This is a genomic window from Pseudomonas mendocina (assembly GCF_003008615.1).
In the GTDB taxonomy this organism is placed as follows: domain Bacteria; phylum Pseudomonadota; class Gammaproteobacteria; order Pseudomonadales; family Pseudomonadaceae; genus Aquipseudomonas; species Aquipseudomonas mendocina_C.
Map to the genome: position 1 here is coordinate 3586275 of NZ_CP027657.1, position 26394 is coordinate 3612668.

The following is a 26394-nucleotide window of genomic DNA, read 5'->3' on the forward strand; positions in this document are numbered from 1 at the left end:
TCCCTCAGAAGCGCCAGATGAAGTCGACGAAGGCGCGGTGCATCACCGAGTCGGTACCGCTGCCATAGGCGTCGCCGGGCAGGAACACGCCGGCGCGCAGGCGCACCAGCGCCGAGCGGTCGTCGAGTTGTTCGGCCACCGAGGCCGGCAGCAGGCCCTGCTTGAAATAGCGGGTCAGCACCAGGTCGACTTCCTGGCCGATGTCTTTCTCGCCAGCCACCAGCGGTGCGGTGATGCCGCTGTCGCCGACATCCTGGTCGCCATCGACGCGCCAGAAACGGTGATAGACGACGCTGGCGTCGTAGTCCTCGCCCAACTGCCAGGAACTGAACGCGCTGGCCACCTGCAGGTTGGACAGCTCACCGCGAAAGGCCTCGCCGTAGCGGTGCAGGCGCGATTCGACGCCGGTGAAGTTGGCCCGGTTGCTGTGCAGGCCGGTCTGCATGAACTGCCGCGACTTGCCTTCGTCACCACCGCCGCTGCCACGGGCGTAGGCGGCGCCAATCTTCCAGTTGTCGTCGAGGCTGTAGCGCAGGCCCAGATCCATCGCCCAGGCATCCACGTCCTGGCTGCGCGAGCCGGTGGCGATGCGTTCGTTGCCGACCACTTGTTGCTGCAACTGGTCGGTGTCGCCCTGCAGCCAGGTCAGCTGCGCCCAGTAGTTGAGACGGTTGCGCGAATTACGCTCGAAGAAGCCGCCATCGGCGTGCAGGCCGAACCAGGTCAGGTCACCGGTGTAGCGCTTGCTCAGTTCGTCGACGCGCTCGCCCTGATTGGCCAGGTGGCCGTCGTCACGGCTGTGGTGCAGCTTGGCGCCGATGCGGTGGCCGGGCGTCCACTGGTAGTCGAGGCCGGCAAAGAAGTGCTGGCGGTCTTCGTCCTCGGGCGCCAGGTCGTCGAGGTCGGTGCGGTAGTCGGAGAACCGCTCGGCAACGCCGACCGTGGCCTGCAGCAGGGTGGTATCGAAGCGCCAGTTGATGGCCTCGATGTTGGTGTCCCACCAGGTGCCTTCGTCACTGCGCAGGCGTTGGCGACCGACGCGCAGGTGCTCGCCGGGGTAGGCGGTGAGGCCGGCGTAGTCGACCCAGAACTCGCGCATGGCCAGGTAGTTCTTGTCCGGCTGGCGCGCGTCGCTGCGCTGGCTGCTGTCTTCGCCATCGTCCTGCAGCGGGTCGGTTTCGATGGTGTCGGTGGCGGTAACCGCCTGGCCCATGGCGAATGCGCTCCAGTCGCCGCGTTCGCCGTAGGCCCACGGGCGCAGGTCGAGACCGATACCGTTGACATCGCCACCGTCGCGGGTGCCGAGGTCGCGGTCGTCTTCCGATTGCGCGGTGATCTTCACATCCAGGCCGAAGTGCTTCGGCGCATCCGCCGCCCAGGCGGCGCTGGCTGCCAGCAGGCTGGCACTCAGCCCGAGCTGACTAACGATACGGTTTAGCTGCATGCGTGCATCCCTGTTCATGGCTGGCTGACCTGCAGAGCGGCCTGCTGCTGCAGGACGATGCCGCGTGCATTGCGCTCTTCGCGCAGCAGGCGTTGGCCTTCGGCCAGTTGCGCCGGGGTCAGGCTCTCGGCCACCTCGTGCGCCAACTCGAAGGTCGGCGGCGTGTTGCGGGGCAGGGCCAGTTGGCTGAATACGTAGGCATTGACCGGGTTGGGTTTGACCCCACGGCCCTGGCTGAACATCTGCGCCAGGGCGAAGTCGGCGCTGAGCTGGCCGGCGCGGGCGGCGCTGAGCAGGTGGTCGAGTGCCTGCTGGGCATAGACTTCGCCGAGGTGACCGCGCAGGTAGATCTGCCCCAGGTAGTAATTGGCGCTGGGCTCGCTGGGCGCGGCCTTGCGCAGGTGCTCCTCGGCTTTCTTCGGCTCCTGCGGCAGCAGCTTGCCTTCGTAGTAGAGACGCCCGAGCAGCAGCTCGGCGCGTGGCAGAGCGGCCTCACGGCCCTTGTCCAGATAGCCGAGCAGGGTCTCGGTATCGCCCTGTGCCGGGTAGTCGTAGAGCAGGCGCGCCAGGCTTACCCAGGCGGCGGGATAGCTCGGTGCGATGGCTTCGAGCAGCTCCTGCGCGCGCTGTGGTTGCGGCTGGCCCAGCTCCGGGTCGCTGAGTACTTGGGCCACGGAGTCGACCTGGTTGGGCGAGACGTTGCCGGCGCGGTAGCCAGTCAGCAGTTGCTCGATCAGCGCTTCGCGGTCGTCTTCGCGGTTCTGCTTCTGGTACACCGTCGCCAGCTCGGCGTAGCAGGCGTCGTTGCTGGCCAGGCGCGCCTGGCAGATGCGCTCGATCTCGCCCAGGTGCTGGTCGTAGGTGCCGTCGGTGCGGTACAGGAGAATCTGCGCCAGTTCTGCCTGTGGCAGACCCTGCTGGCGCCAGTCTTGGATACGTTGCGCGAGGTTCATGGCGGGAAAGTCCTGTGGGTAGAACAGGTAGAGTTCGGTCAGCGGCAGCAGCGCACTGGGCTCGCGGGCGCGGGCTGCGCTCTCCAGCAGCTCGGCGGCCTCCTGGCGTTCGGCCAGGGTGCTGCCGGGCTTGCGCGCCAGCAGCTTGCCGAGGCGTGCTTCGGCACGCGGCGAGCCGTCCAGGGCCTGGCGGTAGATGCGCTCGGCCTCATCCAGATCCTGGGTCTGGCCATTGGCGGCGTAGATGTCGGCCAGGCCGATCTGTGCGTCGCTGTAACCCATCTCGGCAAGCTGGCGGAAATGCCACTCGGCGGTCTGCTGGTCGCCGCTCTGCAGGGCTTCGCGGGCCAGGCGCTGATCCGGCAGACCGGTGCAACCGGCCAGCGTGGCGCTGACGGCGAGGCCCAGCAGGGCAGGACGAAGAAGGGGCATGCTCACGGCGTGGTTCTCCTTAGCGGCCAGCCGCGACGGCGCGGTCGACCAGCCAGCTCAGCGACGGGCCGCGATCGATCACCACTTCCACCGGCTGCCCGGCGAGGCTGGCTGGCAGCAGGTCGTCGGGCTTGATCTGTACACGGATGTCCGAGGACAGCCCGCCCTCGTGCAGGTTGCTGCTGATGATCTCGCCACGGCGGCTTTCGTTCTCGCCGGCCACACGGAAGCTCACCGGCGTGCCGGGGCGCGCTTGTTCCAGATGGCGGTAGGGGAAGCTGGCGCTGACGCTGGCGACGCCGTCCTGCGGTACTAGTTCGAAGATCACGTCGCCCTTGCTGGCGAACTGACCGTCGGCCACCAGTTGGCGGGCGACCTTGCAGTTGCACGGGCTGGTCAGGGTGCCCTGCATTTCGCGGGCGAACAGCGCTTCGATCTGGCTCGGTTCGAGCTGGTCGTCACCGAGGTGGCCCTTGAGCATTTCCAGCATGCTGGTGGTGAAGGTGGCGATGGGCGCGCCTTTCTCGATCACGCCATCGGGCTGCACCAGGCTCTGCACGCTGCCTTCGCGCGGCATGGTCACTTGCAGTGCGGGCAGGCTGACCTGTGCCGATTGTGCGTGGGTGACGAAGTACAGTCCGTAGATCGACTTGCCGATGTAACCGAAGGCGGCCAGGCCGACGACGAAGATCGCGCCGCTGAACGCCACCGCACGCAGGCGGCCGAACACGCCCATACCGCCGCCGGAACCGTTCTTGCGCGCCTTGGTGAAGTTGTCGCGTTGCAGGATGTGCAGCACCTCGCCGACGTTGACCAGCTCACCGGCCAGGTGGCTGCTGATCAGATGGCGCAGGGCCGCGACCTCGCGGGCGCCGAGGTTGTGGAACTGGCAGCCGACGCGGTTGTGCTCCGGTTGTACCGAGCTGACCTGAAATTCCACATCCAGCCCCAGCACCAGGCTGTCGAGCTGGAACTGCAGCTGGCCGCGATGGAAATCGCCGACCTTGTGCGTGGTGTTCTCGCTGGTGAAGCTGAAGCCGCCGGCAGACACATCCTGCAGGCGCGCATCGATGCGTTCGCGCTGGGCATTGGTGTAACGCAGGCGCCCAGGCAGCTTGACGCGGGCGTGCTGGCGCTGGGCTTCGGACTCATGGACGACGTTGAGATTGGCGACGGAGTTCATGGTGGCTAGTTCCTATTCGAGTACGGTCACACCAGCGCCAGCAGCGCGGCGATGAAGACAGAGGCGGCAGAGAAGGTCATGGCGCGCGACGACCAGCTGTTGAACCAGTTGGCGAAGCTGGACAGGCCGCGGTTGAGCTTGGTGTTCTGGCGCGTCCAGGACTGTTGATCGAGGCGGAAGAACACGTAGATCTTCACCAGCGCGCCGACGATCTGGTTGTAATAGAGCAGGGCCGGGTAGGCCGGGCCGATGCGGTGCCCGGAGAGCATCAGCAGCAGCGTCAGGATCAGGCGCGTGATGCCGATCCACAGCAGGTAGATCAGCAGGTACATCACGCTGTACTTGATGCTGGCGATGATTGCCACGCACAGGCCGAGCAGGCAGGTCCACATCGATACGCGCTGGTCGAACAGCACCAGGCTGGTGAACGCGCCGAGGCGGTTCATGCCCAGACGCAGGGCGCGCGAGTTCTGCCGCAGGTTGTTGCCGTACCAGCGGAACATCAGCTTGCGGCTGGCCTTGACGAAGCTCTTCTCCGGCGGGTGCTCGACCGTGTTGATGGCGGCATCCGGTACGTAGAAGGTGTCGTAGCCCAGGCGCATCAGGCTGTACCAGCTGGACTTATCGTCACCGGTGAGGAACTGGAAGCGACCCAGGCGCCAGTGCTCCAGGTGATCGCTTTCCACGTCGCGGATGAACTCGGGGTCGGTGACCACGCTGGCGCGGAACACCGACATGCGCCCGGTCATGGTCAGCACGCGCTTGCTCAGTGCCATCGAGCACATGTTGAGGTGGCGCTGGGCGAAGCGCAGCTTGTGCCATTCGCTCATCAGGTAGCTGCCGCGCACCTCGCAGAACTCGTTGGTGGTCAGCCCGCCGACATTGGGGAAGAGCTTGAACCAGGGCACGGTCTTGGTCACCACGTCCGGCTCGAGCACGGTGTCGCCGTCGATCACCGCTACCACCGCATCGCGATCCGGCATCTGCCGCGAGATGGCGCGAAAACCATGGGCCAGGCCGTCACGCTTGCCGGTGCCGGGGATACGCACGATATCCAGGGTGACGTGCGCCGGCGGCTCGGCCTGAGCCCAGAGGTTCTTGATCAGCAGCTCGTCGGAGAGCTCGACGATCGAGCACACCACGGTGCATGGGTAGCCGCAGTCGATGGCCTCGCGGATCACCGAGCGGTAGACCATGGCGGTGGTCAGCGCTTCGATGCGAAAGCTGGTGACCAGCAGATACACATGAGAGGGGTCGGCGTCCTTGCCGAGTTTTTTCACCTTGCGGCGATACCAGGGGTACACCAGGTAAAGGAACAGGCAGCCGCGCACGAAGTGCAGGGCGCCCATGGAATAGCGCCAGATGCCGACGATGCCGATGAGCAGGAGGAAGTCCCGCGCTTCGGGGTCGAACACCGAACGTGGCAGGGCCAGTGCCAGAAGCATCAGCAGGCTGAGGTAGAGCAGCCAGCCGCTGGCTTGATTGAGGCCGTTCTTGAGCTTGTCCATATGCGTCTCCGGCTACCTGCGCGCCAGGCGCGCAGGTAGGCTCGGGTCCTTACCAGCAGATGCCTTCGGCCACGCCGTTGCTGGCGTGGGGCATGAAACCGACCAGGTCGATCACCCGCTTGCCGCTCGGCGCCTGCTCGGCCAGCTTGGCGAAGCGTTCGTCGCGGTTGCCGAGAATGATGATGTCGGCCTTGGCTACCACCTCTTCCAGGTCGCTGTTGAGCAGCGAGGAAACGTGCGGGATCTTCGACTCGATGTAGTCCTTGTTGGCGCCGTGCACGCGGGCGTATTCGACGTTGCGGTCGTAGATACCCAGGTCGTAGCCCTTGCCGATCAGCATCTCGGCCAGTTCCACCAGTGGGCTTTCGCGCAGATCATCGGTGCCGGCCTTGAAGCTCAGGCCGAGCAGGGCGACCTTGCGGGTGTCGTGGTTGGCGATGATGTCGAAGGCCTTCTGTACCTGGGCGGCGTTGCTGCGCATCAGCGAGCCGATCAGCGGTGCTTCGACGTCCAGGCTGCCGGCGCGGTAGTTCAGGGCGCGCACGTCCTTGGGCAGGCAGGAGCCGCCGAAGGCGAAGCCAGGCTTCATGTAGTACTTGGAGAGGTTGAGCTTGTGATCCTGGCAGATCACTTCCATCACCTCGCGACCATCGACGCCGACCGCCTTGGCGATGTTGCCGATCTCGTTGGCGAAGGTGACCTTGGCGGCGTGCCAGACGTTGCAGGTGTACTTGATCATCTCGGCGACTTCGATGTCCTTGCGGATGATCGGTGCGTCCAGCTCGCTGTAGATGCTTTCCAGCAGATCACCGGAGGCCTTGTCCAGCTCGCCGATGACGGTCATCGGTGGGTAGTCGTAGTCCTGGATCGCGGTGCTCTCGCGCAGGAACTCGGGGTTCACCGCCAGGCCGAAGTCGATGCCGGCTTTCTTCCCGGAGCAATCTTCGATGATCGGCAGTACCACATTCTTCGCCGTACCCGGCAGTACGGTGCTGCGTACCACCACGGTGTGGCGCTCGGCCTTGTCACGCAGGGCGAAACCGATTTCACGGCATACGCCTTCGATGTAATCCAGTTCCAGATCGCCGTTCTTCTTGCTCGGCGTACCGACGCAGATGAACGACACGTCGCTTTCCAATACCGCTGCGGCGACGTCAGTGGTGCCGCGCAGACGACCCTGACGCAGGCCTTGTTGCAGCAGCTCTTCCAGACCCGGCTCGACGATGGGCGATTTACCGTTGTTGATCAGATCGATCTTGTGCGTGGAGATATCCACGCCAATCACGTCATGGCCGCGTGCCGACAAACAACCGGCACAAACAGCGCCTACATAACCCAAACCGAAGATGCTGATTCGCATGGTATTCACCTCGTCCGTTCGATGCAGTTTAAAATACTGGCCTTATGGCCAAAACTAGTCCGTGAACTTGCTGTTTTGAATTGAGCAAGTTCATTCAGGCATAAGAGAGTTGTGACGCCGGAAGTGTGGCGTCAGATGCGAGCCTTATATAAATTCGTGGCTCTTTGATATTGTCTTTGCTGCCTCGCTTGAGGCCTCTGTCTCGATGCTTTCGGGGTTTCTATGTCTCCCTGTGAAACGCACAAACTTTCGTTGGGGTGAAGCAGCCTGGCGAATGTTTATTCGCAAATAGGCAGTTTCGGTTGATAAGAAAGTTATGAGTTGAAATGTGTTACGGGCTGTATGAGTGGCGGTCTTTTCCGATAGTTCCTACCGTTCGTCCGTAGCTGAACGGGAGCTGAACGGGTAAGTTGATCGCAATATAGTGGCAACTTGCAAAATGCATGATGGCAATACGTGCATTAATAAGTGTGAAACTATCGGATAACTAAGGGGCGCAATAAGTTCGCGAGAAAGTGCAGTGGCGCTGAAAGTGTGACGCCAAGCAGGTTTTCACGCGCAAGAAGCGTGGCGTGGGAGTCCCGGCAAAGCGCAGTGCTCAGGGGGCAGCGAAGCGGCGGGCGAGGGCGGGAGGCAGGTGATAAGCGCAGGTGCCGACCCCGTGCAGTAACCGATGAGTGGTGCACGGGGTGGGGGAGGGCGTGGCGTCAGTCCTGCGGCTGGTCGCGCAGAAAAACCAGACTATCGGTCTTGGAGTGCTCGGCCGAGTAGCGGTAACCCTGATAGTTGAAGTCCTTCAGACCGTCGGGGTTGGTCAGGCGCTCCTTGATCACGTAGCGCGCCATCAGGCCGCGGGCCTTCTTGGCGTAGAAGCTGATGATCTTGTACTGGCCGTTCTTCAGATCCTTGAACTCGGTGTCGATGATCCGCGCGTTCAGTGCCTTGCGCTTGACCGCACCGAAGTACTCGTTGGAGGCGAGGTTGAGCAACACGTCGTCGCCCTGCGCAGCCAGCGCTTCATTCAGCCAGCCGCTGATGCGCTCGCCCCAGAAGGCGTACAGATCCTTGCCACGACCGTTGACCAGCTTGGTGCCCATTTCCAGGCGATAGGCCTGCATCAGATCCAGCGGGCGCAGCACGCCATAGAGGCCGGAGAGCATGCGCAGGTGGCTCTGGGCGAAATCGAAGTCGTCCTCGGAAAAATCCTCGGCGTTCAGGCCGGTGTAGACGTCGCCCTTGAACGCCAGCAGCGCCTGTTTGGCGTTGGACGGGTTGAACGGTCGCTCCCAACTGCCGAAGCGCGCGGCGTTGAGGCCGGCGAGCTTGTCCGACAGGCCCATCAGCTCGGCGATCTGCGCAGGGCTGAAGTCGCGCAGTTGGGCGATCAGTTCCTGCGCGTGGTCGAGGTGTTCGGGTTGGGTGAAGCGCGGGGTGGCTGGCGGGGTCTCGTAATCGAGGGTCTTGGCCGGTGAAATCACCATCAACATCTGCGGAATCTCCAGAAAGCGTGACGGCGATTCTAGAGGTCGGGGATCGGCAAGACCACCTATCGGGGCGATTGAAAGAGACCGCTGCACCCGATTGGCGCGGCGTGCTGCAAGTAGGGGCGGGGAGTCAAGGAGGGTTACAGCAGGTAGGACTTCGGACTTTAACGGGGAGCTGGCACCTCGCCAAGCACTATCTGTCGCCTCTGCAAATAAACCTGCATGGCGATAAAAAAACGTTTTTCTGTCATGTGAATTGGAGTAATAAAAAAGCAAGACCGCCGAAACCTGCAGACAGGTGGCGGCCATTGGCCCTCACCTTGCTTGCCACCTTTCGGCCCCGACCTGAAAAGTCGGCGGTCTCTGTACGGCGCAGCACCGCCCTGGTATTGCGTCGCCTGGCTACTACAAGAAGGTGACCGAGTATGGATGACCACGGACGCTCCAAGCCCACCGCTCCAACCCTCTACGCCCTCGACACCAATGTCCTGATTCACGATCCCAACGCCTTGCTCAACTTCGAAGAACACCACGTCGCCATCCCGATGACGGTGTTGGAGGAACTCGACAAGCTGAAGTCCGGCAAACACGGTGTTGCCGCTGAATGTCGCCAGGCCATCCGCCTGATCGATCAGATTCTCGCAGGGGCCGAACCAGAGGACGTCGAGCACGGGGTACCCATCCAGCGCGGCAAGAGCGGCCCCTGTGGGCGCCTTTCCATCCTCATGAGCAAGAGCGCGGCGCCGGTGACCTGGCTGCCGGAAAACCTCAACGACAACAAGATCATCAACCAGTTGGTGGAGCTGAAGTCGCGTAACCCCGGGCTGTCCGTGGTGCTGGTGACCAAGGACATCAACATGCGCCTGAAGGCGCGCGCCTGCGGCATCGATGCCGAGGACTACCACACCGACCAACTGGTCGACGACGTGTCGCTGTTGTCCAAGGGCTACCACGACATGAGCGGCTCGTTCTGGGATCGCGTGAGCAAGGTCGAGACCCGGCAGGATCACGGTCGTACCTGGCACCGCGTGCAGCTCACCGACAACTTGCCATCGGTGCACGTCAACGAGTTCATCCTCGACGAGCAGGGCTTCGTCGGCTGGATCAAGGCAGTCAAGGATGGCGAGCTGGTGATCCTCGACATGCATCAGGAGCCGCTGCTGCACCAGGAAGCCTGGGGCCTGAAACCGCGTGACATCCATCAGGCGCTGGCGCTGTTCGCCCTGCTCGATCCGGACATCCATCTGGTCAACCTGTCCGGCGCTGCCGGCTCGGGCAAGACCATCCTGGCGCTGGCTGCGGCCATCGAGCAGACCATGGTGAGCAAGCGCTACCGGCGCATCATCGCGACGCGCAGCGTGCAGGGGCTGGATCAGGAGATCGGCTTCCTGCCTGGCACCGAGGCGGAGAAGATGGAACCCTGGCTCGGCGCCATTACCGACAACCTCGAGGCTCTGCACATGGATGACGAGAGCACTCATGGCAGTGTCGACTACATCCTGCAGAAGGTGCCGCTGCAATTTAAGTCGCTCAACTACATCCGCGGGCGTAGCTTCCAGCAGAGCCTGATCCTCATCGACGAGTGCCAGAACCTCACCCCGCACCAGATGAAGACCATCATCACCCGTGCCGGCAGTGGCTCGAAGGTAGTATGCCTGGGCAACCTGGCGCAGATCGATACGCCCTACCTGTCAGCGCCCAGCTCGGGGCTGACCTACCTCACCGAACGCTTCAAGGACTTCCCGCACGGCGTCCACATCACCCTGCAAGGCGTACCACGCTCGATCCTGGCGGAATACGCGGAAACCCATATGTAACCCTCGGTCTGTTAAACACTGGCGCCCCTGCTCGCAAGAGCAGGGGCGTTTTAGTCTGCATTAACGAATTTCTACAGGTCTCGTGGGAGCGGCTTCAGCCGCGATGATCGCGGATAAATCCGCTCCTACAGTTGTGTAGCCGAATGCAGTTAGTAGCCCGGATGAAATCCGGGGATTTTTGCCGCTCTGGCCCCGGGTTTCATCCGGGCTACGAAATCCTGACCTGCAGGTTTACAATCGGCCGATTCTCGCCAGGAGCTTTCCCGTGCTGACCCACCTCGATTCCCAAGGCCGCGCGCATATGGTCGACGTCACCGACAAGGCGACCACCTTCCGCGAGGCCACCGCCGAAGCACGTGTGCGCATGCTGCCTGCCACCCTGCAGATGATCGTTGCCGGCGAGCACCCCAAGGGCGACGTGTTCGCCGTGGCGCGCATCGCCGGTATCCAGGCGGCGAAGAAAACCAGCGATCTGATCCCGCTGTGCCATCCGCTGATGCTCACCGGCGTCAAGGTCGAACTGCGTGCGGAGGGTGATGACAGCGTGCATATCACCGCGCGATGCAAACTGTCCGGGCAAACCGGTGTCGAGATGGAAGCACTGACTGCCGCCAGCGTCGCCGCGCTGACCATCTATGACATGTGCAAGGCCGTGGATCGCGGCATGGTCATCGAGCAGGTACGCCTGCTGGAAAAACTCGGCGGCAAGAGCGGTCACTACAAGCTGGAGGAGCAAGCATGATCCGCGTGCAGTATTTCGCCCGCTACCGCGAAGCCCTGGGCCGTGACGACGAACAACTCAGCGGCGATTTCGCCACCCTCGACGACCTGCGCCTGCACCTGGTTGCCCGTGGCGGCGAGTGGGAGGTGCTGGGGGAGCAGAACCTGATGTGCGCACGCAACCAGGAGCTGTGCAGCCTCGACGAGCCGTTGGCCGAAGGTGATGAAGTGGCCTTCTTCCCCACCGTAACCGGCGGCTGATCACCCTGTAGGAGCGGTCGGGCGGTGTTCCGCTTCAACCTTGTAGGGTGGGCCGGGCGGCGCTCCGCTTCAGCCCACCAATCACCCGCCGACCGTCCTTGACCACAGCCCCATCAAACGAGACACCCCATGACCATCCGCGTCCAAGCCCAACCCTTCGACCCCGGCACCGAGCTCAATGCCCTGCATGCCGCCAACCTCGGCATCGGCGCGGTGGTCACCTTCGTTGGTTACGTGCGTGACTTCAACGATGGGCGTGAAGTCGGCGGCATGTTTCTCGAACACTTCCCCGGCATGACCGAGAAGGCCTTGGCCAAGATCGCCGATGAAGCGCGTGAGCGCTGGCCGCTGCTGGGTATCGAGATCATCCACCGCATTGGCCGCCTGGAGCCGGGCGAGCCTATCGTCTTCGTCGGCACCAGCAGCGCCCACCGGCAGGCGGCATTCGACGCCTGCAACTTCATCATGGATTACCTGAAGACCCGCGCACCGTTCTGGAAGAAGGAAGACACCAGCGAAGGCCCGCGCTGGGTCGAAGGGCGCTGCAGCGACCAGAGCGCTGCCGAACGTTGGCAGCGTCAGTAGGGTGTGCCGCGCACACCGGTTTTTCGCAATTCCTCGCACGGCGGATGACCGCACAGCGCGTCCCCCTCGATACCGTTCTGTGCGCATGGCGCACCCTACGATGCGGCGCGTGATTCCGAACCCGCAGGGTACTCCGCGCGTGTCCACCCATATCACCTGATACTCATGACCTCCGGTGATCGCGATCCGTAGGGTGCGCCGTGCGCACCGGCTCCTCGCACACCCTGACCGAATGAATCGCGACACCCTCAAGATCGCTTGAGGCGCATGGCGCACTCACGGTAGCCGCGACTCTTTGAAGCCCTAAGCCAGCGCCAGATGCACCCGCAGCGCAATCGGCACCAGCATCAGCAACACGCCCAGGCCCAGCACGCGTATGCCCCATTCGTGTTCGCGAAAGTTGAAGCCGACTCCCAGCAGCAGGAAGCCGCCAACCAATAGCAGCAGCATCAGGTGATAGTGATCCATCGCTCTTCTCCGTTTCGCAGCCCTCTGTTTACAGACTAGCCCCTCCATTGGCCTTCGGTGCTGACCTGGGGCAATACGACTGACTCGATTGGCGACAATACGCGGCCCGATTGGTCGCTGTCTGGCGTCACGGCCTGCTCCATACTGTGCGTAGTCATCGTCAAGGATCGTCCATGCACCTGTTCTCCTCACTCCTGCTCGCCGGCCTGCTGACCGCAACGCCGCTGGCCGCTGCCGAACGCAGCTTCACCATCCTGCACAGCAACGACTGGCAGTCGCGGCTGCTCGGGTTTGGCCCCAACAACGAATACACCCCGGCGACGGTGAACGATGACGACACCGTCGGCGGTGTTGCCCGCCTGGCCACGCTATTGGGTGAGCGTCGCGCGGCGGCTGGCGAAGAACCCTTGCTGCTGCTCGATGGCGGCGACTTCACCATGGGCACGTTGTTTCACACCATAGCCCGTGAGATGGGCAGCGAGCTGCGTCTGATGACCGACCTGGGCTACGACGCGGCGGTGATCGGCAACCATGAGTTCGACTTCCGCCCGGCTGGCCTCGCCGCGATGATCAGCTCCGCGCACAAGGCCAAGGGCGATGCGCTGTTGCCGTTGTTGTCGAGCAACATGCGTTTCGATGCCACGAGCAAGGCCGATGACAGCCTGCAGGCGCACTACGATGCTGGACGTATCCTGCCGTACACGCTGATCGAGCGCGGCGGCATTCGCTTCGGCCTGTTCGGCCTGCTCGGTAACAACGCCGTAGCGGTCAGCCCGATGATCAAGCCGCTGACCTTCGCCGACCCGGTGGCCATCGCCAAGGAAACCGTGGCCAAGCTGCGTGAGGAGGGCGCCGAGGTGGTCATTCTGCTGTCGCACATGGGCGTCACTCAGCAGGCCGATGGCAACTGGCGCGGCGAGGAAGTGGAACTGGTCGAGCAGGTGCCGGGCATCGACATCGTCGTCGGCGGACATTCGCATGTGGCGCTGCCACAGCCGGTGCTGGTCAACGGGCATACCCCGATAGTGCAGGCCGGTTCGGAAATCCAGTACCTCGGCGAGTTGCGCATGACCCTCGGTGACGACGGCGTACCGCGCGTGCGCGATTACCGCCTGCACCCGATCAACGACAGCATTGCCGGCGACGCGACCATCACCGCCAAGGTCGAAGACTTCAAGCAGGTGGTCAGCGAACGTATGCTGGCGCCCAAGGGCTATCGCTTCGATCAACCGCTGGCCAAGGTCGACCAGAGTCTGGGCCGCGACTTCAGCGACAACACCCTGGCCAACCTGGTGACCGACGCCCTGCGCCACGCCGTGGATGCCGACCTTGCCTTCACCGGCAACGGCACCATCCGCGATGACCTGCTCAAGGGCCGCCATGGCGTACAGGACGTGTCCGACCTGTTTCGCATTGCCCCGCTGGGCATTGGTCACTTCGATGACGAGCCCGGCTATCCGCTGATCAAGGCCTATGTCAGTGCCCGCGAAATCAAGTCGCTGCTGGAAGTGCTGCTGCTCGCCTACCAGTTGCGCGATAGCCAGAGCTATTACCCGCGCGTCTCCGGCGTGCGCTTCACCTACAACCCCTGGCGCGTGCCGTTCGACCGGGTCAGCCGCATCGAGATCGGTGATCCGCGCAATGGCTACCGTGATCTGGATCTGAATGACACACGCCTCTACAGCATCGGTGCCACCAGCTATGTCGGCAGCTTCACCTGGCTGGTGCCGGATCTGACCAAGGGCCTGCTCGATGTCGTGCCCAAGGACGCCGAGGGCAAACCGCTGCCGCGCATCGAAGACGCCATCGTCGACCAGGATCCGGGCAAGGAAGGTGTGCAGGAACTCAAGGAGTGGCAGGCACTGCTCGACCATATCCGCAGCCTGCCGGATCTCGATGGCGACGGCCTGCCCGACATTCCCACTACTGGCGCCGCAGCCGAAGAGCGCATGGTGCGTGCGCCCAGCCTGCACCCGGCGGAAATGTTCCGCCTGGCGGGAACGATGCAATGGGGCGTCAGCGTGGTGATCCTGGCCTGTGTGCTGCTGATCCTCTGGCTGCTCACCCGCCCGCTGCGCCGCCGGCACTGATGCGCTACTGAACCGCAGGTGCGCGGGGCTGCCTAGGCTGCGTGCGCCGGCTCTTTCGGTGCGTAACGACTTCGGTGCGCACGGCGCACCCTACATCGCCCCGCCCGCAATCTTGCCAAGCATTGCCTGCCTCCGTATGGTGCAAAGCCGCCTGATTCGGAAGCTACGCAATGATTGCTCAGCACTGCCCGCTCGGTGACCGCGCACAGCCGGCCAAGACCCTCTCGGATATCCGTCACGTCGTTGGCGTGGCCCAAGCCTTATGACCGCACTCAATCACTCGCGCCCGCTGGCGCTGTTCGGCCTGTTGCTGGCCAATCTCTGCTGGTCCGGCAACGCCTTGGTGGCGCGCGCCTTCGCCGGTGAAATCGCCCCGTTCACCCTGTCGTTCTGGCGCTGGTGCCTGGCGCTGGCGCTGCTGCTGCCCTTCGTCGCCATACCTTTGTGGCGTCATCGCGCTGCACTGCGTCACGCGGGCTGGCGCCTGCTGGTGCTCGGCGGCCTCGGTATCGCAGGCTACAACTCGCTGCTCTACAGCGCGGCGCAGACTACCGCCGCGATCAACATCTCGCTGGTCAATACCTGCCTGCCGCTGGTGACCTTCATCGGCGCCGGCTTGTTGCTCAACGAATGGCCCGCGCGGCGTGCCTGGTGGGGAATGGGCGTTGCCGTGATTGGTCTGGCGGTGCTGATCAGCCATGGGCAATGGAGCCGCATCGCCAGCCTGTCGTTCAATCAGGGTGACCTGATCATGCTGCTGGCCGTGGTCGATTGGGCGCTGTACTCGCTGCTGCTGCGGCGCTGGTCGGCCTACCTGCAACCGATTCCGCCGCTGGCATTGCTCGGTGCATTCATTCTGCTCGGCGTGCCGCTGATCCTGCCCTTCTATTTATACGAGCTGAGTCAGGGCGCCCATCTGGCGCTCAACGCCGCCAACCTCTCGGCTGTCGCCTACACCGCTGTATTCGCCTCGCTGCTCGCCTATCTGGCCTGGAATCACGGCATCCGAGTGGTCGGCGCGGCCAAGGCGGCACTGACCAACTACGTGATGCCGGTATTCACTGCGCTGTTGGGCTGGGTGCTGCTGAACGAGAGCCTGGAGATCTACCACTGGCTAGGTGCTGCGATGATTTTCGGCGGCCTGCTGGTGGCCACACGGCCGAGTAAAAGCGCCTGAGTTCAGCATCACGACCCTCTCCTGATTGTGGGAGAGGGCTAGCCGCCTTTCTTCACTCCGGCTTGAGCATCAAGAACGCCTCACCACCCTCGCGGTCATGCATCAGGATGAACGGCTGCCCGGCGATCATCATCTTCGCCGGCGTCTTGCGTGGCACTGTGGTGCCGGCGTTCACCGCCGCGGCCGTCAACAACTGGCTGGTCAGCGTCGCATCCTGCTGCGGCTCGCTGGTCACCACGCACTCGTGGCTGACCTTGACCTGAATGCTCAGGCTCTTGTCCGCATTGAAGCCGATGGTGGCAAAGCCCATATCGGTCATCTCGGTGATGCCATGCTGGCGCGCCACGCGATGCGCCTCGGCAAAGCTCGGTGCAGTCTGCAGGCAGATATCGCGAAACGCCTGCACCACGGGCGAGGTAATCGGCACTGGCGGCTGCGAGCCGAAGTTGGCGCAGGCGCCGAGAAGACTGCAACTGAACAGCAGGGCGAACTTTTTCATCACATCTTCCTTAATGCTCGGTTGGTTCAGGGTTGCTGTGGTTGCTGGCAAAGATCATGCCCCAGCACCTTTGATGCCAGCCCCTTGGCCAGATAGGTTTCCACCACGCGGCCATCGCCGCACTCGGTCTTGTGGCCGATGGCGAGACCGATGGAAAGCAGGACGAATAGCGCCAGGCCGATATTCTGGATGGGCGTCATGACAGGGCTCTTTTGCGAAAACAATGGGGCAGGATGAAGAGGCGGGCAGGGGATGGCAAGTGTGTCAGTGCCCAACCCTGGCGTTGCCGGCTCGGCGAGCCAATACTGGTGGTCACTCCGCATAATCGGCAAGGGACTGCGCAATGAAGAAGCTGATCATCATCCTGCTGCTGGGCGCCGCCTTCTGGCAGTTCTACCTGAGCAAACCCGGCAGCCCGGTGATCAGTAACATCGCCAGCGACGGCTCGGTGATGGAAAGCCCGGTGGTCACCCAGTCCAGCTCGTCCTCTTTCTCGCTGGACAGCCTGCGGTCGCCACCTTCGATCAACCAGCCGGCCGCCCAGGTGGGCAGCAGTCAATATCGCTGCGATGGCCGTACCCATTGTTCGCAGATGACCTCCTGCGCTGAAGCCACCTACTTTCTGCGCAACTGCCCCGGCACGAAAATGGACGGCGACAACGATGGCGTGCCCTGTGAAGGGCAATGGTGCGGCCGTTAAGGCAGATTGATGGAGAGGTCGCCGAGCACGAGTCGGGCGACGATCATCCAGGCAACCGCGCTGACGATCCCGAGCACGCTGTAGCCGACGACGATACCAATCGCGATCTGCTTCCACAGTCCGGCGAAGCGGTTGGGCTCGTTTCGGTAGCGCGTCGGCATATCGCGCTCCGCCCGCAAATCGTCGAAGTCGTCTCTCGCTCTCAAGGTGCTCTCCTGGTTCATGGGCCAGCGCGCGGCGGCGCTGCAGCCTGGCTGGGGCGAATTTTCCTGCATCGCCTCACGGCCCCGCAAGCACCGTCCGTGCGCCGCGCAGGCAGGTGAAGATGCGTGTCGCGAGCCTTGAGCCCACCACCTGCTCTGCCCGATTCCCCCGAAGCCTAACCGCTTGATAAAACGTAAATTTATCGATGTGCTGGGGTTGACAGCGCTATTCGAGACGCGGAAAATGCGCGCCGTTGGCTACATAGCTCAGTCGGTTAGAGCGCAGCATTCATAATGCTGATGTCCCAGGTTCAAGTCCCGGTGTAGCCACCATATTTATCAAAGGGTTAGCTTCGGCTAGCCCTTTGTCGTTTCTGGGGTAGTGACTACGAAGTGACTACACCCTGTCTACTAGCGGCACCATTGCCGTTCACATGGCACGCCATCGTTGTTGCCGTCCATCTTCGTGCCAGGGCAATTACGAAGGAAAAAAGTGGCCTCAGCGCACGAAGTCATTTGAGAACAATGGGTTCGACCGTCACAAGAGTAAGACGGAGTAGCAGGCCTCGCAGGGCTGATAGATGGCTGAGTTAAGCTAGTTGGTATACCACTGGAGACGCTAGTTGTCGGTTGACTAGCAGGGTATGAGGTCGAGCTATCAGAGCGCTCTGAATTAGGTTTCAGATAAAATTGCCAGACAGCAGCGCCGATCAGTAGAGCAATGATCAGATTCTTCAATTTTGACCCCGTAAGCTAAGTAGCATAAGGGCGATATATGACGAACCGTCTCACCTCCCTGTTATCACAGTATGACCGCTTTGATTGAGTGGAGATAGACGAAGCGCAGACTCCAGATGATCTGGCGACAGGTGTGCATAGCGCATGGTCATCGTGATGGTGGAGTGCCCGAGGATGCGTTGCAGACCCAGGATGTCACCACCGCCCATCATGTAATGGCTGGCGAAGGTGTGCCGGAGAATGTGAGTCATCTGTCCAGGTGTGTGGAAACCGCAACGCTGGTAAGCAGACCGGAATGCCGACCGGCAGGGCATGAACAACCGGCCATTCCCAGGCATACCCACCTTTAATGCAATTTCTTCGACCTCTTTAGGGATCGGCACCGACCGGGACTGACGGTTTTTGGTTCGGTGAAAGTGTGCCTTACCCCCGAACAGAGCTCCCCGTGACAGGGATTCCGCTTCGTCCCATCGGGCGCCAGTGGCCAAGCAGATCAGTGCAACCGGATAGGTATGGTTGTTGGTCGAGCGTTTGCACTCTTCAAGCAGTTGTTCGACCTGCTGCAAGGTCAGAAACGTCAGCTCGGTCTGATCGGTCTTAATCTGGCGAACCTTGGCCAATGGGTTGTTGCCGGCCCAGGCACCCAGGCGGATGAGTTCGGAGAACACTGCCGACAGGTAGCGCTGTTCGTGGTTGACGGTGTGCGGGCTGACATCTTTCAGGCGGGACTGGCGATAGCGTGCCCAGGCGAGGGCATCGAAGTTGGAGGCCATCGGATTGCCGAGACGTTCGACAGTGGCCAGGGTGCGGGCAAGCCGATGCTTGGCATCCTTGAGTGAGCAGCCGTGCAATTCATGCCAGAGCGTCACCAGATCCGACAGGCGATCATCGAGCGGTCGGCCGGTAGTGTTCAGGCTGGCGAAGAACTCCGATTCATAGCGCTGGGCTGCTGCTTTGGTTTTGAAACCCTTCTTGCGAATACGACGGCCAGAGCGACCGTTTTCGTAGAAGTCAGCTGTCCAGGTGCTGCCGTCTTTCCTGGCCGTCATACAGCACGCCCCCAGCGGATATGGCGTTCTTCCAGGATGCCTTTGATGTGCTTGTACAGTCCGTCTTCATCCATGCCTTTGGCTGCATAGTGGTCGCGGATCACCGGCCAGCACTCCCAATCCTTGAGCCGATAGAAAGCCTTTCTAGCGCCCACTCGCTCCCGTGCCAGCAGGCTGACGAAGTTTCCCAAGAACAGCTCCACGTTCTTGCCGGAGAAGCCCCGCGAGGTCTTGTATTGGCGCTTGTACTCGGTTTCATCCACCAGGGAATCGACCGGCAGATCGACGCGCACGTCGTCACGGATCAGCGTCCAGATAGGTTCGAAGTAACCAGGGCGAGCCAGCAATTTGAATTGGCGCAGGCCATAGCGCCACAGGCCGTCGAGGTGCGGAGCAAAGGCGGCGTAGCTGTTTGTTTCGATGGCCGCACCGGTGTGAAGATCGACAGAGCCCGAGGCGAATTGCTGGATAACCGAGTGGTGGTAGCGCAGCTCGACACGCCACACGTCTTGCTCGGGGTTGTAGTTGTCCGGGTCTGCTTCGTCGAAGCTGTCACGGCGACGCCAGACGTTTTCCCAATAGTCGAGCTTATCGATGGCTCGGGCCTGTTCGGTCTTGTTGTAGATCCCGAGCTGGACGCCACCAGCGGAGCCGAATAGATACGACTGGCCTTTGCCGTAGGTGGCAGACTCCAGTGTCCACTGGATTTCCTTGATGCCGGAAATATCACGGGCAGCACGTGCACGGCAGTGCATACGGGCTACCAGATCGGCGGGTGGTTGCCAGCCTTGCAGGTCTAGCGCGAGGTGAACAGCGCATTGGTTGCGTTCGACGTTGGTCAGAACGTGGCTGGCGTAATAGTCCAAGCGCTCTTGCAGGCGCTCAGGCGAGAAGGTGTCGATGGCGTGGGGCGAGACTTCGACTTTCAGGTGTGGCCCGATGTTCTCCAGCTTGGCGTTGAAGTTCTTCACCAGCAGGATGATGCCCAGGTCAGCATTTTGGAGTTTGTACTGGTAGCCGGAATCCTTGCTGACACGCCCGGAATGCCAGCGCTGGCCAGCAAAGTCCACGATGGTGCCGGGTTTCTCGAACAGGCACATGATTTCAGGACGGATCAGACCACGATACAACTGGCGGACGGTATCGACGCTACAGGCCAGGATTCGGACGTTGGACAGATCCACGAAACCACCCGCTCGAGGATCACAGAAGAGACGACTTTTCGGGTCTTCTTTCCCGGTCTCAATATCAATGCGGTAGTAGTCCTTTGGTGCGCTCATTCTCTGTATCTCTCTGGTGCAATGTGGACGCTTAAATCTGTTTATCTGACGTGCTACAGGGACGTCAGCGGCGTGCGCGCCGCTCGCTCCCTCTGAACTGAACCGCTCGCTCGCGGCGCGCTCACCGCCACGGCCTTGAGGCGTATTCGCTGTCCGGCACGATGGTCAGCCGCGTCTGGGAATAGGTGGACTGCGAGCGGTTGGAGCCATCCGACCGAATCGAAGACGCAGCGGATATGCCGTTGGCTTCCGACCGGTTACTGCCGCTGTCTCGTTGCTGTGGTCGCCCACGGCACATGACATGGCCGGCGTAGCCCATGGGGTGGCTGATATGCGCCATGCAGGGGCCAAGAACGCGGACGAGGTAGCCGAGCTGGCGAAGGTCGGCCAGGGATTGGCCGAGCACCTGGCCGTCACTGTCGATCACGTCGAACAGGCCCAACTCTTTGGGCTTGCCTTCGGCCTGGGCGGTCATCAGTGCCCGAACCGCAAAGGTGCGTGGGGCGAACGGGTGGTTCAGCTCACCAGCCAGAACATCAGGCGGCTGGTTAACCAGAAGATCACCAGCAGGATCAGTGCGCGCATCAGCAGGAAGCGCAGGACTCGCCACACCGGGTGAAGTAGCTGGAGCAGCAGCGTTCGCAGGGGCTTGAGCGCTGCTAGGAGCACCGAACTTAGGTGTGCCAAGAGATAGTAGAGCGACAAACAGACAGGCAATAAATGCCAGTAGAAAAAGTAGCTTAGGTGACTTGAGGAGGCTCTTTCCGGCTTTGGTGTCCTGGGTCTTTCCGGTGGCGGTGGATTGATAGAGCCGGAAGGTGTCTTGCTTGATTCGCTTGTATTCAATGATGGTGCCTTCGGCGGGTGGCCGGTTGAGCTGGGCGTCATGCTGGGCCTCCTTGTAGCGACCTTTGATGCCGATGACGGCGAGGTTGGAATGCTTGTAGGCCATCTCGCAGGTCATGCGGATGTCGTCACGGATGTAGCTGATGTTCGGGGTGGTCAGCACCACGTCCCAGTTCCAATGGCGGTGGCGAGTCCAACCGTCGAGCCAGTTCATTGGCCGGTCAGCGGCTTGGGCGGCTTCGGATCCGCCGGGGAAGTCGAAGCGCTCGAGGTCGCGTTCGCGCCAGGCCTTGGGGAAGACCAGCTGGGTTTCGTCGAAGATGATGAACGCGCCGCGGGGTGCCCATTGGAACCACGTGCGCATGCGTTCCATATCGGCTTGCTGTTCAAGGTCGAGGTTGATGATGTCGACGCTTTCCGGCAGATCGGGCATGACCTGCAGCACGCGCTCCAGGGTGAAGCCGCGAACGTTGGTGATGATCAACCGACCCTCTTTGAGGGCCGGCACCGCGTCGTCTTGAATGGCGCCGCTGGTTTTGTAGGAGCCGTTGGGGCCATGGTGGATTTTGATCGACATGGTTAACGCCCTATGAACGGCACGAACTTGAGCGCGAAGCGGGTGGAGAGCGCCGAGAAGATGATGTTCAGCGCCTGGGGAATGCCGAAGAAGTTGAGCGCGTTGACGACTTCAGCAGGCAGAGCGCCCCAGCGCTGGCGGACGGCTTCGGCCAGGCCGATATCGTCCATGACCCCTTGGGCCGCCTCATAGGCGACCTCCAGGGCGAGTAGCTGAATCTGTACCCAGGAATAGATCGCAGCCTTGGTGAGCAGGACGAGGCCGTCTTTGACGAAGTCGTAGATGCCGGAGCTGAGGAAGTCCCAGACGAACTGGAAGAAAGCGAGGATCTGGTCGAGAAAGCCAGCGAGCCAATCAAGCATGGTGGTTACCCTCTAAGGACGATGATGGCGGCCAGTGCGGCAGCCGCTAGGAGCAGGACGTAACGCAGGTAGGAAAGCTGGTCGGAGTAGTCAGCTGGGCAGATGCGCAGGGAGACGCCACCCGTGCTGATGGAGAAGGTTTCGCAGGGGAGCGAGCCGCTACTGGCACCGAGGTTGAGGTCGAACACGCCTTTGAACAGCGCGCCGTATTCCGCCAGTTTCTGGTCAAGCTCGGCGCGGGCACCGGCTATGCGCTCGTCCCATTCACTGAGGCCTTCGGCGAAGCTGCCCTGCTCACCTTGCTGGAGGTTGCGAGAGGGGCCGGGCGGGCCTTCTTCTTCCTCTTCTTCACCCTGGCTATCGCCGTTGCCATTACCTGAGCCGTCACCGTCCTTGATGCCGCCCGTGCCCTTGCAGTTCGGGCCGGTGCATTTGGAGCTTTCCGAGGTGACGTTGCCGTTGGAGTCCTTGGTGGTATTGCTGACGTTGGTGGTGACTTGTGTGGTGCAGGCACCCACCCCGGAGCAGACCACTTTGGTTTGCGTGTCGGTCTTGGTGGTCGTGCTGGAGCCGTCGGCGTTCTGCTTGGTTTCGACCTTGGTGTCGGTCATGGTGCCGGTGGAGCTGGGGTTCTTGCCGTAGCACTTGAACGGGCCGTTATTGAAACTGCCGCAGTTGGTGTAATCACCCGGCTTGCCGGTGTAGTCGGAGGATTTGCAGGCCAGGTGACCGCCCAGGCTGTCCTGCACGAAGACATAAACGCAGGGTTCCTTTTCGTTGATCAGCGGTTCATCGGTTGGCTTGCAGTCGGCACCAGGTTCACAGATATCCCCGGGTTCGCCGGGTGGTGCCGTCCACTGGGGAGCATCACCATCTGCAACGGCGCCAGTGAAGTCGAGCGCAACGCGGCATTTGACCGGAGCAGGCCCAAGGCTAATGCCGCCGATGCTTTTGGGCGCAGGGGCTTTGCAATGGCTGAAGTCGATGACATTGGCGACGCAGCCTTGCTCGGTGACGGTTGGGGGCTGGATCGGATTGCCTTGGCTATCGACGGAAACATAGATGGTGGTGAAGCGGGTGGACTCAGCGAAGTGAGAGCACTGCGATGGTTTGTCCGCATCGTAGAACGCTACGCACTCGCCCTGGGCGTTGGTTATCTTGGGGATGGTCGCGCCGCCGATGATTTCTTCACCGCACTTTTCGCCACCAGGCTCAAGCGGCGCCAGGCATTGGTTAGACCCGTCGGTGATGGTGGGATCGTAGGTAGTACCAGGAGGACAGGCGGTACCCAGTCGTACCGTAGCGATGGTGATGCGGCATGAGCCGGCAGTGCAGCCGTTGATTCTGTAGCGATAAGAAATTTGGTCGGGTGATGTAGACGTGACCGTTTCGAACGTTAGGCCACTAGGGTAGGAGCCCTGAGATACAAAGTACGCGAGTCGAGCATCGCGAACCTCAAGGCTGGTCGAGAACTTACCGAAGCCTGGGTTACTGAGAAGCTCCCATTGATAGTCCTGGGCTTGGGCACGAGGCGATAGGAAAAGAGCCCCCACCCAAAACACCAGCAGGGCAACCATCAAGCTATTGCGTTCGCGCTCACACATATCCAACCCATTCGAAGAAAACCCCGCCGAAGCGGGGTTTGTTGCAACGGCTCTACTGGTCAGAAGAACTCGCCGATTCGAAAGCCGGTGATGAAGGCACCGGCAATGAACGCGCCGAGCATTACTGACCAGAGCATTGGCGCGGGCCGTTAGGCTTTGCGCAGCATGGAGAACACCACGCCGACGCAGGCCAGGACGGCCAGTGCCAGAGCGATGTAACCGGCGATGGTGCTGGCGTCGCCTTGGCCTTCCTGGATCTGCGCCTGAATAGCGGCGGTGTCGACCACGGCAGCGAAGGCCGGGACGGTGGCGACGGAGACGGCAGCGCCGATGCAGGCGTTGCGAGCGAAGCGACGAGCACGACCGAAGGCGGTAGCGCCGTTTTGCAGCTGGGTTTTCAGTTGTTTCATGGTTGTTACCTCATGCGTCGTAGAACAGATGCGACCAATCCACCGGAAAGGCCGATTGCGAATGCCATCAGCGTTCCGCCAAAACCAATGGCGAAGGCTTCAGGCGAGAATCCCCCGGAGACCAGAATGTCCACATAGCCAGCGGCCTCGGGCGGGATCAGGTAGGCCTGTTGCCATCCGTATTGCGAGCAGGACACCGACGCATCCGCGTTGGTGACCCACTCCATGCACACGTGAACGGCAACGACCGACATACAGGCCCCTGTTACTCAGCCAGGCTGGGGTCGCGGATGACCTCAGCCATGTCCAGGCAGTCGGGGCACAGGGTTTGGTGGGGCGCCTGGTTCAGATCGGGCAGCAGGTCGGGCTGTGGGGCAGGCTGGCTGTAGAGCTGGCCCATGGGCTGCCCGCAGCAGTCGCACAGCACGCGATCAACGATCAGCACGGCGGCGCCCTCCCGTTAGGCCTTGGCCGCGTCCGGCTGAGTGCCGGTCGGTTTGGCTTGTTGCTGGGCGGCGAGCTTGCGGGCCTCGCTGGTTGGGTCAGCAGCACCGCGAGCAGGCTTGGCCGACTCGACGTGCAGGACGATGAACTTGCCCGCGTTCTTGGAGCCGCGATCAATCTCTACGGTGACGCGGACGGTCTCCAGTACATCGAGGCCTTTGCAGGACGCCCAGACCTCGTCCAGGGAGCCTTCTGCTACCTGCATGGAAAGCAGGGAGACGCCGAGGTCTTTCTCGCCGTCCGGTTCGTCGCCCAGGTACAGCTTCACCAGATCCACGTTGTCGAACTTCACGCGCTCAGCGCTGATGAATGCCAGTTCCATAGTGGTGCGTGCCATGTGTGTTTCCTCGCTTAATTGCGCGTTAGTGCGCGGGTTTGCCTTTCAGCAGGCCGAGCGAGTCCACACGGGCAAACTTCGCGTTTTTGCCCAGGTGGTTTTCTCGACTTGCCGAGGTTTTCAGTTAGCGCCGCTGGTGCAGCGGGTTAGTTGTTCAACACCAAGGGCTTTGCCCTTGTCATCCCACTCTTGCCGCCGAGGGCTCGGGAGCGCGGGGCGGTGGAGCTGCCCCACACTCACGAGCGGAGGCTATTTAAGGTGGTGGGTGTTCAAGGGTGCGCTCCGCCCGTGCCTCCGTTTGACCGAACGGTGGAGCGTGTTCGGACAAGCCGGGGGCGCGGCCCTTGATCTGTTCAGCATCGGTGGCGTTGGCCGGATCGCTGGGGGCTGCTTTGCATTGGTCGATGACGGCCTCGAATGAACGAAGAAACAGATCGTCGTTCGCTTCCAGAATCTCTATGTGAGCGTGACTGATATAGAGGCCGCCAAGTGATGCGCCGATCAGAAAGGGCAGCGACCATGACCAGAGCAGGGCGACCAGATAGCGGCCGACGCGGAAAGAGACGGTCATGCGATCACCCCACCAGTTCGAACGGTTCGCGCAGGGGCACGAAAGGCGTGGGTTTGCCGGTGTCGCTCACAACGCTCCAATACTTCTCCGGTCGGGACGGTGGCGTGTGTTTCTCGCAGGTAAAGGCCGGCGTAACGTGGTTGCGACCATTTACCTTTGACCATTGCGCGGGGCGGCACTCGGTGCATGGTGTGGAAGGGGAGGTAACGCGGCGTACCGGCACCCAGTTGCGGTTCAACCAGCACACAGAGCAGTCGCAGTTGTCGGCGTGCGGGTGCCGGTGAAAGGCGAACGTCTTGCCCCGTGGATTGCGCGCAAAGCAGCTCTGGCAGCCGCAATCCTTGTGGTGCGATAGCAGGTACTGGCTCGTGTTGGTCATTGGCCGACACCTCTGGCTTTGCCTGGGTGAAGCTGGCTTGAAGGCGGGTGACGATTTCGGCGTTCAGGGAGCGGTTGGCCTGTTCGGCGGCTTGCTTTACCTGGGCGCGCAGGGCTGGCGGCATGCGCAACTTGAATTGCGGGTGCTCCCTAGTCATCGCTGTAATCCCCCGCGCAGAAGATGGTTTTGCCTCGGTCGAGGTCGCGGCGGATGCGGTGCAGGTTGATGACGCGGTGACGGCCGATTTTCACGGTCGGGACGGTGTGGCTTTCGATCCAGCCGCGCACCACGTCTTCGGTGATTTGCTCCATGCCCAGGAGCTGAGCCAGCACGTATTTCGTGCAGAACGGTGCGTCGCGGAAATCCGTTACGCGTTGGGCGTCTCCCGAAATCGAAAGCCCCACTACACCAGACTGTTCCATGCGAATGTCCTATAATTGCCTGACAGACCAACTAAGTAATATTTACTAGGTAGCCCCATTGTCGGGCGCTTTCCTACTAAGTACAAGCTACTAAGTAGAATTTTTAGGAATGATAAGAGATCGGCTTATAAGCCTTTTCGACAGTAAGCGGACGAGCGTCTGGTTTGAGAAGGAAACCGGTATCGACCGATACCGATGGGGCAACATCCGCAGCGGGAAGGCCCGCCTGTCTGACGCAGAGATAGATGCCGTCGTGAAGGTGTTTCCTCAGTATTCGCTATGGCTGGTCAGCGGCGAGATCGCGCCGGAGATAGGCCAGACCAGCCCCGAATTCGACGAAGCCAACCGAAACTTGGCCAATCCAAACGCGGGATAGCGATCACACAGGAAGTAGCTAGGCGCTGGTACGCCCGAAAGGAATGACACAGGGA

The 26394-nt window shown here is 61.8% G+C and carries 30 protein-coding genes, 1 tRNA gene and 1 pseudogene; 8 read left to right on the plus strand and 24 right to left on the minus strand.

The window, feature by feature from the left end; genetic code table 11:
• Positions 1-4 precede the first annotated feature (4 nt).
• The 6 genes from C7A17_RS16730 to yaaA all read right to left on the minus strand — a co-directional run bounded on the left by C7A17_RS16730 (position 5) and on the right by yaaA (position 8367).
• Positions 5-1444: an alginate export family protein gene (locus C7A17_RS16730; RefSeq protein WP_106739081.1), complete on the minus strand. Its 1440-nt coding sequence runs from the start codon at positions 1442-1444 to the stop codon at positions 5-7.
• Positions 1445-1458: 14 nt separating this feature from the next.
• Positions 1459-2835, minus strand: coding sequence for an alginate biosynthesis TPR repeat lipoprotein AlgK (gene algK / locus C7A17_RS16735; RefSeq protein ID WP_106739082.1), 1377 nt, complete (start codon positions 2833-2835; stop codon positions 1459-1461).
• 13 nt (positions 2836-2848) lie between these two features.
• The gene (locus tag C7A17_RS16740; protein ID WP_106739083.1) at positions 2849-4012 is read right to left on the minus strand and encodes an alginate biosynthesis protein Alg44; all 1164 of its coding nucleotides are present in this window, start codon (positions 4010-4012) and stop codon (positions 2849-2851) included.
• 26 nt (positions 4013-4038) lie between these two features.
• The gene (locus C7A17_RS16745; protein WP_106739084.1) at positions 4039-5520 is read right to left on the minus strand and encodes a glycosyltransferase family 2 protein; all 1482 of its coding nucleotides are present in this window, start codon (positions 5518-5520) and stop codon (positions 4039-4041) included.
• A gap of 49 nt (positions 5521-5569) precedes the next feature.
• Positions 5570-6880 (minus strand): GDP-mannose 6-dehydrogenase, encoded by a 1311-nt coding sequence (gene algD, locus C7A17_RS16750; protein ID WP_106739085.1) that lies wholly within the window; start codon positions 6878-6880, stop codon positions 5570-5572.
• Positions 6881-7587: 707 nt separating this feature from the next.
• Complete coding sequence (gene yaaA, locus C7A17_RS16755) at positions 7588-8367, minus strand: peroxide stress protein YaaA (RefSeq protein WP_106739086.1); 780 nt, start codon at positions 8365-8367, stop codon at positions 7588-7590.
• A gap of 422 nt (positions 8368-8789) precedes the next feature.
• Between yaaA and C7A17_RS16760 the strand changes: the two genes are divergently transcribed.
• The 4 genes from C7A17_RS16760 (at position 8790) to moaE (ending at position 11747) form a co-directional block, all read left to right on the plus strand.
• Complete coding sequence (locus C7A17_RS16760) at positions 8790-10181, plus strand: PhoH family protein (protein ID WP_106739087.1); 1392 nt, start codon at positions 8790-8792, stop codon at positions 10179-10181.
• Between the two features lie 265 nt (positions 10182-10446).
• Positions 10447-10923, plus strand: a complete 477-nt coding sequence (moaC, locus tag C7A17_RS16765) for a cyclic pyranopterin monophosphate synthase MoaC (protein ID WP_003459465.1) — start codon at positions 10447-10449, stop codon at positions 10921-10923.
• Positions 10920-11162, plus strand: coding sequence for a MoaD/ThiS family protein (locus C7A17_RS16770; RefSeq protein WP_003459467.1), 243 nt, complete (start codon positions 10920-10922; stop codon positions 11160-11162). The genes moaC and C7A17_RS16770 overlap by 4 nt, the downstream gene beginning before the upstream one ends.
• 129 nt (positions 11163-11291) lie before the next feature.
• Positions 11292-11747, plus strand: coding sequence for a molybdopterin synthase catalytic subunit MoaE (gene moaE, locus C7A17_RS16775; RefSeq protein WP_106739088.1), 456 nt, complete (start codon positions 11292-11294; stop codon positions 11745-11747).
• 303 nt (positions 11748-12050) lie between these two features.
• Here moaE and C7A17_RS26935 read toward each other — a convergent pair whose 3' ends face one another.
• Complete coding sequence (locus C7A17_RS26935) at positions 12051-12215, minus strand: hypothetical protein (protein WP_170965248.1); 165 nt, start codon at positions 12213-12215, stop codon at positions 12051-12053.
• Positions 12216-12388: 173 nt separating this feature from the next.
• Here C7A17_RS26935 and C7A17_RS16780 point away from each other — a divergent pair, with 173 nt between their 5' ends.
• Both C7A17_RS16780 and C7A17_RS16785 read left to right on the plus strand, forming a co-directional pair.
• The gene (locus C7A17_RS16780) at positions 12389-14305 is read left to right on the plus strand and encodes a bifunctional metallophosphatase/5'-nucleotidase (protein WP_106739089.1); all 1917 of its coding nucleotides are present in this window, start codon (positions 12389-12391) and stop codon (positions 14303-14305) included.
• Positions 14306-14567: 262 nt separating this feature from the next.
• Positions 14568-15482, plus strand: coding sequence for a DMT family transporter (locus tag C7A17_RS16785; RefSeq protein WP_106739090.1), 915 nt, complete (start codon positions 14568-14570; stop codon positions 15480-15482).
• Between the two features lie 52 nt (positions 15483-15534).
• On the opposite strand, the gene C7A17_RS16790 is transcribed toward C7A17_RS16785, so the two are convergent.
• Both C7A17_RS16790 and C7A17_RS26940 read right to left on the minus strand, forming a co-directional pair.
• Positions 15535-15981, minus strand: a complete 447-nt coding sequence (locus C7A17_RS16790; RefSeq protein WP_106739091.1) for a hypothetical protein — start codon at positions 15979-15981, stop codon at positions 15535-15537.
• Positions 15982-16007: 26 nt separating this feature from the next.
• Positions 16008-16181, minus strand: a complete 174-nt coding sequence (locus C7A17_RS26940) for a hypothetical protein (protein WP_199796333.1) — start codon at positions 16179-16181, stop codon at positions 16008-16010.
• A 143-nt stretch (positions 16182-16324) separates the two neighbouring features.
• Here C7A17_RS26940 and C7A17_RS16795 point away from each other — a divergent pair, with 143 nt between their 5' ends.
• Positions 16325-16681 carry an excalibur calcium-binding domain-containing protein gene (locus C7A17_RS16795; RefSeq protein WP_106739092.1) on the plus strand — a complete coding sequence of 119 codons (357 nt, stop codon included), beginning with the start codon at positions 16325-16327 and terminating at the stop codon, positions 16679-16681.
• On the opposite strand, the gene C7A17_RS16800 is transcribed toward C7A17_RS16795, so the two are convergent.
• Positions 16678-16905 (minus strand): hypothetical protein, encoded by a 228-nt coding sequence (locus C7A17_RS16800; RefSeq protein ID WP_106742981.1) that lies wholly within the window; start codon positions 16903-16905, stop codon positions 16678-16680. The two genes, C7A17_RS16795 and C7A17_RS16800, sit on opposite strands and share 4 nt — an antisense overlap.
• A 235-nt stretch (positions 16906-17140) precedes the next feature.
• Here C7A17_RS16800 and C7A17_RS16805 point away from each other — a divergent pair.
• Positions 17141-17217 (plus strand) — tRNA-Met (locus tag C7A17_RS16805).
• Positions 17218-17295: 78 nt separating this feature from the next.
• On the opposite strand, the gene C7A17_RS16810 is transcribed toward C7A17_RS16805, so the two are convergent.
• From C7A17_RS16810 to C7A17_RS16875, 14 genes and pseudogenes are all read right to left on the minus strand, one after another.
• Positions 17296-17622, minus strand: coding sequence for an excalibur calcium-binding domain-containing protein (locus tag C7A17_RS16810; RefSeq protein ID WP_106739093.1), 327 nt, complete (start codon positions 17620-17622; stop codon positions 17296-17298).
• Between the two features lie 50 nt (positions 17623-17672).
• Positions 17673-18671, minus strand: coding sequence for a phage integrase (locus C7A17_RS16815; protein WP_106739094.1), 999 nt, complete (start codon positions 18669-18671; stop codon positions 17673-17675).
• Positions 18668-19951 (minus strand): hypothetical protein, encoded by a 1284-nt coding sequence (locus C7A17_RS16820; RefSeq protein ID WP_106739095.1) that lies wholly within the window; start codon positions 19949-19951, stop codon positions 18668-18670. The genes C7A17_RS16815 and C7A17_RS16820 overlap by 4 nt, the downstream gene beginning before the upstream one ends.
• A 121-nt stretch (positions 19952-20072) precedes the next feature.
• Positions 20073-21374 carry a zonular occludens toxin domain-containing protein gene (locus C7A17_RS16825; RefSeq protein WP_106739096.1) on the minus strand — a complete coding sequence of 434 codons (1302 nt, stop codon included), beginning with the start codon at positions 21372-21374 and terminating at the stop codon, positions 20073-20075.
• A 2-nt stretch (positions 21375-21376) separates the two neighbouring features.
• Entirely contained in the window at positions 21377-21736 is a 360-nt protein-coding gene (locus C7A17_RS16830; RefSeq protein ID WP_106739097.1) for a DUF2523 family protein, read from the minus strand.
• 5 nt (positions 21737-21741) lie between these two features.
• Positions 21742-23313: a hypothetical protein gene (locus C7A17_RS26800; RefSeq protein WP_158704673.1), complete on the minus strand. Its 1572-nt coding sequence runs from the start codon at positions 23311-23313 to the stop codon at positions 21742-21744.
• Between the two features lie 176 nt (positions 23314-23489).
• Positions 23490-23750, minus strand: coding sequence for a major capsid protein (locus C7A17_RS16845; protein ID WP_106739100.1), 261 nt, complete (start codon positions 23748-23750; stop codon positions 23490-23492).
• A 5-nt stretch (positions 23751-23755) separates the two neighbouring features.
• Entirely contained in the window at positions 23756-24004 is a 249-nt protein-coding gene (locus tag C7A17_RS16850; RefSeq protein ID WP_106739101.1) for a hypothetical protein, read from the minus strand.
• A gap of 11 nt (positions 24005-24015) precedes the next feature.
• On the minus strand, positions 24016-24195 hold the full coding sequence (locus C7A17_RS16855) for a hypothetical protein (RefSeq protein ID WP_106739102.1): 180 nt from the start codon (positions 24193-24195) through the stop codon (positions 24016-24018).
• A 15-nt stretch (positions 24196-24210) separates the two neighbouring features.
• Positions 24211-24591: a hypothetical protein gene (locus C7A17_RS16860; protein ID WP_106739103.1), complete on the minus strand. Its 381-nt coding sequence runs from the start codon at positions 24589-24591 to the stop codon at positions 24211-24213.
• A gap of 253 nt (positions 24592-24844) precedes the next feature.
• A complete protein-coding gene (locus C7A17_RS16865; protein ID WP_106739104.1) occupies positions 24845-25162 on the minus strand; it encodes a hypothetical protein in 318 nt (105 codons plus the stop codon).
• 4 nt (positions 25163-25166) lie between these two features.
• Entirely contained in the window at positions 25167-25541 is a 375-nt protein-coding gene (pflM, locus tag C7A17_RS16870) for a lysogeny maintenance protein PflM (protein WP_234035808.1), read from the minus strand.
• A 34-nt stretch (positions 25542-25575) separates the two neighbouring features.
• Positions 25576-25698: pseudogene (locus tag C7A17_RS27205) on the minus strand (Arc family DNA-binding protein); the annotation flags it as partial.
• Positions 25691-25963 carry a MerR family transcriptional regulator gene (locus tag C7A17_RS16875; protein WP_080558732.1) on the minus strand — a complete coding sequence of 91 codons (273 nt, stop codon included), beginning with the start codon at positions 25961-25963 and terminating at the stop codon, positions 25691-25693. The gene C7A17_RS16875 and the pseudogene C7A17_RS27205, both read right to left, overlap by 8 nt.
• Positions 25964-26394: the final 431 nt, after the last annotated feature.